The sequence below is a fragment of the Phenylobacterium sp. genome, from assembly GCF_019636135.1.
Lineage (GTDB): Bacteria > Pseudomonadota > Alphaproteobacteria > Caulobacterales > Caulobacteraceae > Phenylobacterium.
Window position 1 is genome coordinate 1 of sequence record NZ_JAHBYD010000058.1, and the last position, 6,619, is coordinate 6,619.

Sequence of the window (6,619 nt, forward strand, 5' to 3'; positions counted from 1 at the left end):
GCCTGGCACGACGACCTCGAGAAGGCCGCCCGCGCCCACGCGGGCGACCTCGCGGCGCGCGGCTACGTCGAGCACCTGTCGCCCGAGGGCTTCGACCCCAGCCACCGCTTCTGGCTGCTCAGCCGCCGCGTCATCGGCTCGCCGTCCGAGAACATCGGCTACCACGCGGGGCCCGGCGCGCCCGTAGGCGCCCAGCACTTCATGGGCCAATGGCGGAAGAGCCCCGGCCACTGGCGCAACCTGCTGCGCGCCGGCCACACCCACGGCGCCTACGCCATGGTCCGCGGCCCGCACCACGCGGTGCTGGTTGGCCTCTATGTGAACCCCGTGGCCGAACTGGACGAGCCCCTGCCCTTCCACGCCAGGGCCCCCGAGATCGGCCGCGCGATCCGCAGCCTCCCGCCGGAGGCCGGCGCGCGCCTCGCCGTGCCGCAGGGCTCGCGCCTGGGAAAGGTCGAAGGCGCGCCGCCCGTGATGCAGTTGACCGCGCTGCGCCTCGTGGCGCCCGGCCGTGTCGACGTGATCGGCGGCCCGATCTTCCTCGCCGCCGAGGGGACTTGAAGCGGGACGCCGCGATCCCCAGGGCTCGCCCTGGTCCTGAACCGCCTTGCAGAAACGCTGGTTTGCGCGACCCCGCGGAAGGCGGCTAACCGTGGCGGCGACGCAATTCCGGAGCCCTCGTCTTGGCTGACCTCTTCTCGCCCATGTCCTTCGCCCATGGCGGCCCGGCCATGAAGAACCGCTTCATGCTGGCGCCCCTCACCAACTCGCAGAGCCATCCGGACGGCGTCCTGTCGGACGACGAGTTCCGGTGGCTGACCAAGCGCGCGGAGGGCGGCTTCGGCCTCACCATGACCTGCGCGGCGCACGTCCAGGCCGTCGGCCAGGGCTTCCCCGGCCAGCTCGGCGGCTTCGGCGACCAGCACCTTGCGGGCCTCACCCGCCTCGCCGCCGCCATCAAGGCCGCGGGCAGCGTCTCGGCGCTGCAGATGCACCACGCCGGCGCCCGCTCGCCGAAGGACCTGGTGGGCCAGCCGGTCTGCCCGTCCGACGATCCCGAGACCGGCGCGCGCGGCCTGTCGCTGGGCGAGGTCGAGCAACTGGTCGAGGACTTCGTGGCCGCCGCCGTCCGCTCGGAGAAGGCCGGCTTCGACGGCGTCGAGATCCACGGCGCCCACGGCTACATCCTGGCCCAGTTCCTCTCGCCCGAGCTCAACCGGCGCGAGGACCGCTACGGCGGCTCGGTCGAGAACCGCGCCCGCATCGTGCGCGAGATCATCGACGGCGTGCGCGCCCGCGTCCGGCCCGACTTCCAGCTCGGCCTGCGCCTGTCGCCCGAGCGGTTCGGCCTGAAGCTCGCCGAGATCCTGGAGACCGCCCAGGCGATCCTGACCGACGGCAAGATCGACTACCTCGACATGAGCCTGTGGGACGTCATGAAGGAGCCCGTCGAGGCGGAGTTCCAGGGCCGCAGCCTGATGTCGTACTTCACCGCCCTCGACCGCGGCCAGGTGCGCCTGGGCGTCGCCGGCAAGATCACCTCGCCCGCCATCGCCGCCGACATGCTGGCGAAGGGCGCCGACTACGTCCTGATCGGCCGCGCGGCGATCCTGCACCACGACTTCCCCGAGCGCTCGCGCGACCCCGCCTTCACGCCCACGCCCCTGCCCGTGAGCGCCGCCTACCTGGAGAACGAGGGCCTGGGCCCGGCCTTCGTGAAATACATGTCCACCTGGCCCGGCTTCGTCCAGGCGCCCGAAACGGTCGAAGCGTAGGCCCTTCCACTCCCTCACCCCCCCAACGCTTGTCATCCCGGTTTGGGCAGAGCCCAAGACCGGGACCCAACCATCAGGTGCGTCGATGGTGGGGGCCGGCCCCTGGCGGGCGGGGGCCAGATAACAACCTCAGAGCACCGGACGGTTGGGTCCCGGTCCTCGCTTCGCGAAACCGGGATGACAGCCGTGGGTGGGCTTACGCCCCCGTCCGTTCCTTGAAGAACTGGATCACCCGCTGCTCGGCGGCCTTGGTGGGGCCGTCGTCCTTGAGGTGCAGGGTGAGCACTGAGTGCGGGGGAATGAACGCGGGCTTGGCGTCGGCGTCTTCGAACTCGTAGCCTTCGAAGCGGTCGCCGAACTCGGCCTTGTAGCGGGCGAAGCGCTCGTTCGGGACCAGCTCGTCGCTCCTGAACCGCAGGCCGATCATCGAGAGGTCCTCGCCCTCGAAGCGCCGGCGCGCGCAGGCGATCTCGGCGGCCGAACAGTCGAACGCGGCGCGGCCGGGGCCCGTCTTCGGCGCGATGGGCATCGAGGGCTGCGACAGCACCGGGGCCACCACCGAGGGCTCGGTCATCATCGCGAGCGCATAGCCGCCAGTGAAGCACATGCCGACCGCGCCCACGCCCTTGCCGCCGCAGTCGGCGTGCGCCTGCCGGGCGAGCGCGCGCAGCCAGTCCACGATCGGGCTCGAACGGTCCCGGGCCCAGAAGTAGAACTCGCGCCGCACGCAGAAGGCCTTGGCGACCTCGGCCAGCGCGTAGCCGCGGCTGGGCGGCTTGCCGGGCGTGCCGAACAGGCTCGGGCAGTAGACCGTCATACCGGCCGCCGCCACCCGCTCGGCGAAGGCCAGCACCAGCGGGTGCAGCCCCGGGATCTCGTGGATGACGATGACGGCGGGACCCGACCCGCGCTTGTAGACGTCCCGCGTCCAGCGCCCCGCCTTGAACCTGATCTTCTCGAAACCCTCCAGCGCCGCTGCGTCGGTCATGCCGCTTCCCCCGATTCAGGGGGACCTTAGCCGCATCAGCGCTTGATCCGCAGCATCCCGATGTCGCCTTCGAAGCCGGAGAGCTTCCAGCGGCCGTCCGGGGCGTGGGCGAAGACGAGCAGGCAGGGGCCGCCCTTCTTGCTGACGGCGCAGACGCGGCCGTCGGGCATCGGCCGCAGCAGGGTCGAGATGCCGATGGGCCCGGGGATCTGCATGTCGCGCCGGTAGCCGTAGTAGGCCGCGACCGAACGGAACACGTCGGGCTGCACCAGGGTGTCGCCGGCCAGCTTCGACAGCGCCGGGGCGAGGACCACCGCCAGCCCGGTCGGCACGCGGCCGTCGCGGCGCGCCTCGGCCACCAGCCGGTCCTCGATCTCCAGGCGGAGCGCCTTGCGGTCGACCAGCGCGTCGAAGGTGGCGTGGTCGTCGTCGCGGATCGAGATCAGCAGCGCATGCACGTCGCCGGCCGCATCAAGCTTCTGCACGGTCGCACAACCGGTGAGCGCCAGCGCGATCAGGGGGGCCGCCATCGCGATCAGGAACGCTCGCATATCCATCCTCCGCTCAAGCTGCGCTACAACAGAGGGGCTACCAGGGCGAGGTGAAACCGCAGATGAACGCGCCAGGCCCCGAACCGCCCATCCTCGAAACGCCGCGGATGACGTTCCGTCCCTTCACGGCCGACGATTTCGGCCTGCTGGCCGAGCTGCACCGCGACCCCGAGGTGGGCCGCTACATGGGCGGCGTCTGGGACGACGCCAAGATCGCCGCCGTCCTGGCCGACTTCGCGGCCGAGCACGCCCGGCGCGGCCATTCGAAGTGGGTCGTCCACACGCGCGAGGGCGTCTTCGTGGGCCGCGCGGGCCTGAGCCTCTGGCGCGCCACCGGCGAGTTCGAACTGGGCTACGCCTTCCGGCCGGAGTTCTGGGGCCAGGGGCTGGCGACCGAGGCCGCCCGCGCCGTCGCGGAGTGGGCCTTCGCCCACACCGACGCGCCCTACCTGATCGCCTTCACCGAGCCGCAGAACTTCGGATCGCAGCGCGTGCTGGAGCGGATCGGCATGGTCCGGGAAGGCGACCGCGACATGGGCTTTGCGACCCCCAGCGCCTTCTTCAGGATGCCGCGCCCGGCCGGGGCCTGACGAACCACCACGCCGAGAGCGCGATGGGCAGGCCCACCAGGAACAGGTGCCCCGCGACCTCCCACCAGAGGGCCGGCGGCTTCGGCATCGAGTACCCGCCGCCGACAGCGGCAGCACGACGAAGCGCATCACGCAGAAGATGCCGGCGCCGTAGAGGGGCCCCGCCACGAACCACAGTCGCCGCAGGACGGGCGCGCGGATCGACGCCGCCACGAAGACCGCGGCGAACACCAGCACGATGGCGACGTGCGAAGCGAGGCCGATCAGCGCCACGTCGGTCCCGCCGTCCCGCGCCGCCGGGCCGAACCAGCCGCGGGCCACCGCCTTGCCGATGCGCATCAGCGGCAGGCCCGAGAGCGTGCAGGCCACCCACAGGTCCGCCGCCGCCCCGAACAGCCCGCCGGCCAGCACCGCCGGCCCAAATCCCCGCCGCATCTCGCCTACCCCGGCATCGTTGCGCGCACTTAAACACAGAACGTCATCCCGCGACTTGTTCGCGGGACCCAAGTACACCGGCGGTCGGGGAAAGGTGCGGCGGTAACGCTGCGGATCGCTACGCTCGTCTGAGTTCGTGGGTCCCGCGAACAAGTCGCGGGATGACGAACTAGAAGAAAAAGGGCGGCTGCATCGCTGCAGCCGCCCCGATCTGTTCGCGATGCGACGCCCCTAGAGGCTCCGCTTCACCTCCTCGAGGTTGAAGCACTCGATGGTGTCGCCGGCCTTGATGTCCTGGAAGCCCTGGAACGCCATGCCGCATTCCTGGCCCGCGGGCACCTCGTTGACCTCGTCCTTGAAGCGCTTGAGCGTCTGCAGGACGCCCAGTTCCAGGATGACGACGTTGTCGCGCACGATCCGGACGCGGGCGCCCTTGCGGACCACGCCTTCCGACACGCGGCAACCGGCGACCCGGCCGACCTTGGTGATGTCGAAGGCCTGGAGGACCTCGGCGTTGCCCAGGAAGGTTTCGCGCTGGATCGGCGCCAGCATGCCCGAGAGCACGCCTTTGATGTCGTCCAGCAGGTCGTAGATGATCGCGTAGTAGCGGATCTCGACGCCTTCCCGCTCGGCCAGCGCCTGCGCCTGCTTCGAGGCGCGGACGTTGAAGCCGAGGATCGGCGAGCCGGCGCCCTTGGCCAGCATCACGTCGCTCTCGCTGATCGCGCCGGCGCCCGACAGGATGATCCGCGCGCGGACCTCGTCGGTGCCCATCTTGTCCAGCGAGCCCACGATGGCCTCGGCCGAGCCCTGCACGTCGGCCTTGATGACCAGCGGCAGTTCCGAGACCTTCTTGTCCGTGATCTTGGCCATCATCTCGGCCAGCGAGGCGCCCTGGACCGGAGCCCCCGCCTTCTCGCGCTTCAGACGCGTGCGGTAGTCGACCAGTTCGCGGGCGCGGGCGTCGTTCTCCACGACCGCGAAGGGCTCGCCCGGATCGGGCGTGCCGTCGAGGCCGAGGATCTCGACCGGCACCGAAGGCCCGGCCGCGTCAAGCTGCTCGCCACGCTCGTTGAGCAGGGCGCGCACCCGGCCGAAGTTGGCGCCGGCCACGACGATGTCGCCGCGCTTCAGCGTGCCGCGCTTGACCAGCACGGTCGAGACCGCGCCGCGGCCCCGATCCAGCTTCGCCTCGATCACCATGCCGTCGGCCGTGCGGTCGGGGTTGGCCTTCAGGTCCAGCACCTCGGCCTGCAGCAGGATGGCTTCGATCAGGTCGTCCAGGCCCATCTTCTGGGTCGCGGAGACCTCGATCGCCTGGGTGTCGCCGCCGAGGCTCTCCACCACGATCTCGTGCTGCAGCAGCTCGTTGATCACGCGGGTGGGGTCGGCGTCGGGTTTGTCGATCTTGTTGATCGCCACGATGATCGGCGCGCCGGCCGCCTTGGCGTGCTGGATCGCCTCGATCGTCTGCGGCATCACGCCGTCGTCGGCCGCCACCACCAGGATGACGATGTCGGTGACGTTGGCGCCGCGCATCCGCATCGCCGAGAAGGCGGCGTGGCCCGGGGTGTCGAGGAAGGTGACCTTCTGGCCGTTCTCCAGCCGCACCTGATAGGCGCCGATGTGCTGGGTGATGCCGCCGTGCTCGCCCGACACCACGTCGGTCGACCGCAGCGCGTCCAGCAGCGAGGTCTTGCCGTGGTCGACGTGGCCCATCACGGTCACCACCGGGGGCCGCGCCTCCAGGTGGTCGTCCAGGTCCTCGGCGCCGATGAAGCCCGCTTCGACGTCGGCTTCCGACACGCGCTTCACGGTGTGGCCGAATTCGGTGGCCACCAGCTCGGCGGTGTCGTTGTCGATGACGTCGTTGATCTTCAGCATCACGCCCTGACGCATCAGGAACTTGATGATCTCGACGCCCCGGACGGCCATCCGGTTGGCGAGCTCGCTCACCGTGATGACGTCGGGGATCACGACCTCGCGGGCCACGCGGGCCTGCTCGACGGCGCCGCCCTTGCGCTTCTCGCGCTCGCGTTCGCGGGCGCGGCGCACGGAGGCGAGGCTGCGCATCCGCTCGGCGCCCTCGGCGTCGCCGGCGACGGTCTGGATGGTCAGGCGGCCTTCGCGGCGCGTGGGCGCGCCCTTGGCGCGGCTGATGGCGCCCCTGCCGGGCTCCTGCGCGCGACGACGATCGTCGTCGTCGCGGCGGTCCATGACCGAGCCGCCGGGCCGCGGGGCCTGGCGGGCGGCGCGTTGCACCTCCGGCGTGGCCGGCGG

Annotated in this window: 6 protein-coding genes; 3 read left to right on the plus strand and 3 right to left on the minus strand. The window is 71.1% G+C overall.

All coding sequences use genetic code 11. The features are described from left to right. Both KF737_RS22315 and KF737_RS22320 read left to right on the plus strand, forming a co-directional pair. The coding region (locus KF737_RS22315; RefSeq protein ID WP_296460765.1) for a CAP domain-containing protein at positions 1-561 on the plus strand (561 nt) is incomplete at its 5' end. Positions 562-683: 122 nt separating this feature from the next. Beyond that, positions 684-1,775, plus strand: coding sequence for an NADH:flavin oxidoreductase (locus KF737_RS22320; protein ID WP_296460770.1), 1,092 nt, complete (start codon positions 684-686; stop codon positions 1,773-1,775). Between the two features lie 196 nt (positions 1,776-1,971). Here the strand turns inward: KF737_RS22320 and KF737_RS22325 are convergent, their stop codons facing one another. Continuing rightward, complete coding sequence (locus KF737_RS22325; protein ID WP_296460773.1) at positions 1,972-2,763, minus strand: dienelactone hydrolase family protein; 792 nt, start codon at positions 2,761-2,763, stop codon at positions 1,972-1,974. A 35-nt stretch (positions 2,764-2,798) separates the two neighbouring features. Next, a complete protein-coding gene (locus tag KF737_RS22330) occupies positions 2,799-3,314 on the minus strand; it encodes a DUF2939 domain-containing protein (protein ID WP_296460776.1) in 516 nt (171 codons plus the stop codon). Between the two features lie 107 nt (positions 3,315-3,421). On the opposite strand from KF737_RS22330, the gene KF737_RS22335 reads away from it, so the two are divergent. After that, positions 3,422-3,904 (plus strand): GNAT family N-acetyltransferase, encoded by a 483-nt coding sequence (locus KF737_RS22335; protein ID WP_296460780.1) that lies wholly within the window; start codon positions 3,422-3,424, stop codon positions 3,902-3,904. A gap of 666 nt (positions 3,905-4,570) precedes the next feature. On the opposite strand, the gene infB is transcribed toward KF737_RS22335, so the two are convergent. After that, on the minus strand, positions 4,571-6,619 hold a 2,049-nt coding region (gene infB / locus KF737_RS22340), incomplete at its 5' end, for a translation initiation factor IF-2 (RefSeq protein WP_296460783.1).

Excerpts from the sequence above, each read along its gene's own strand:
- KF737_RS22325 (WP_296460773.1), bottom strand. The coding sequence starts at position 2,763 with ATGACCGACGCAGCGGCGCTGGAGGGTTTCGAGAAGATCAGGTTCAAG.
- KF737_RS22330 (WP_296460776.1), bottom strand. The coding sequence starts at position 3,314 with ATGCGAGCGTTCCTGATCGCGATGGCGGCCCCCCTGATCGCGCTGGCG.
- KF737_RS22335 (WP_296460780.1), top strand. The coding sequence starts at position 3,422 with ATGACGTTCCGTCCCTTCACGGCCGACGATTTCGGCCTGCTGGCCGAG.